The following is a 1,969-nucleotide window of genomic DNA, read 5'->3' as shown; positions in this document are numbered from 1 at the left end:
TCGGAGACCTCCTCCTTCACAAAAAGAGCTCTCCACTTTTCCGAGGCAAGTCCAGTTCGCCTTGTCGACACCCGTGGTCCTCTGGGCTGGGTGGCCCTTCTTTGAGCGAGCCTGGGCGTCGGTTCTGCATCGCAGCCTGAACATGTTCAGCCTGGTCGCCCTGGGGACCGGTTCTGCATACCTCTACAGTGTCGTCGCCACGCTGGCGCCGGGACTGTTCCCTGCGGGGTTCCGCGGCATGGGTGGGACGGTCGCCGTTTACTTCGAAGCCGCTGCCGTCATCACGGTGCTTGTCCTGCTCGGCCAGGTGCTGGAGCTGCGCGCCCGCGAGCAGACGGGCGGCGCAATCCGCGCCTTGCTGAAACTGGCGCCGAAGACCGCACACCGGATAACAGCCGGAGGCGCGGATGAAGAAGTGGCGCTGGAGCTGGTGCAGGTCGGGGATCATCTGCGCGTGCGGCCCGGCGACGGGGTGCCGGTTGATGGCGAAGTGCTTGAGGGCAAGGGCGCCGTGGACGAGTCCATGGTCACCGGCGAGTCGATGCCCGCCGCCAAGCAGCCCGGTGACAAGCTGATCGGGGGCACCATCAACGGCACGGGCTCCCTGGTTATGCGTGCCGAGAAGGTGGGCGCGGACACGATGCTCGCCCGCATCGTGAGCATGGTGTCAGAAGCCCAGCGAAGCCGGGCGCCGATCCAGAGGTTGGCCGATACTGTCTCTGGCTATTTTGTCCCAGCCGTACTCGCCGCAGCTGCCGTCACCTTCATCGCCTGGGCGATCTGGGGACCTACCCCGGCGATTTCCTTTGCCGTGATTGCTGCGGTCTCTGTTCTGATCATTGCGTGCCCATGCGCGCTAGGCCTCGCCACCCCGATGTCCATCGGCGTTGGCATCGGCAAGGGCGCCGGCGCTGGCGTGCTGATCAAGTCGGCCGAGGCCCTCGAGCGCATGGAGAAGGTCGACACCCTCGTCGTGGACAAGACGGGCACTCTGACGGAGGGCAAGCCAAGGGTGACCTCTATCGTCGCTGCGTCAGGCCTGTCGGAGGCGGATATTCTGTCTTTGGCGGCCAGCCTGGAGCGATCCAGCGAACACCCGCTCGCCGCGGCGATTGTCGCAGCAGCAGGTGACAAGAAGGCTTCCATCCAAGACGCGACCGGCTTCGCGTCGGTCACCGGCCAGGGGGTGACCGGCAAGGTTGGCGGTCGGTCCATCGCCTTGGGCAATGCCAAACTGATGGCCGATCTTGGGGTCGCGCTTGGCGATCTTGAGCAGAAGGCGGACGATCTTCGTGGCGACGGGGCAACCGCCCTTTTCATCGCCGTGGATGGCAAGCCCGGGGGTGTGATCGCGATTGCGGACCCGATCAAGTCGACGACCCCAGCCGCCCTCGTCACCTTGCGGAAGGACGGCATCCGCATCGTGATGTTGACCGGCGACAACAAGACGACGGCCGAGGCCGTGGCGCGCAAGCTTGGCATCGAAGAGGTCGAAGCCGATGTCCTGCCTCAGGACAAGCACCGCATCGTCAAGAAGCTCACCGCCGAGGGTCGTATCGTCGCCATGGCCGGGGACGGCGTGAACGACGCGCCAGCCCTGGCCGAGGCCGCTGTCGGTGTCGCCATGGGAACAGGGACGGAGGTCGCGATCCAGAGCGCCGGGATCACCCTGGTCAAAGGTGACCTTGCAGGCATTGCTCGGGCCATCGTCCTCAGCCGGGCCACCATGAACAACATCCGGCAAAACCTGGTGTTCGCCTTCGCCTACAATGCCATTGGCATCCCCATCGCGGCCGGTGTGCTCTACCCGGCATCCGGGCTCCTCCTCAGCCCGATCGTGGCGGCCTTGGCAATGTCGCTCAGCTCCGTGTCCGTCATCGCCAACGCGCTGCGGCTTCGGTCGCTAAAGCTCTAAGAGGCCGTTTGGAAATTGGCTGTTGAGGGATTCTCTGCGGGCCTGGGTTATGAT

Annotated in this window: 1 protein-coding gene; it reads left to right on the top strand. The window is 65.0% G+C overall.

The window, feature by feature from the left end; all coding sequences use genetic code 11:
* The coding region (locus tag G3T14_RS23940) for a copper-translocating P-type ATPase (protein ID WP_163644972.1) at positions 1-1,915 on the top strand (1,915 nt) is incomplete at its 5' end.
* Between the last annotated feature and the right edge of the window lie 54 nt (positions 1,916-1,969).

Source organism: Methylobacterium sp. BTF04 (assembly GCF_010692745.1).
Lineage (GTDB): Bacteria > Pseudomonadota > Alphaproteobacteria > Rhizobiales > Beijerinckiaceae > Methylobacterium.
Note: the sequence above shows the minus strand (reverse complement) of the source record. Positions and strands in the feature narration are given on the sequence as shown.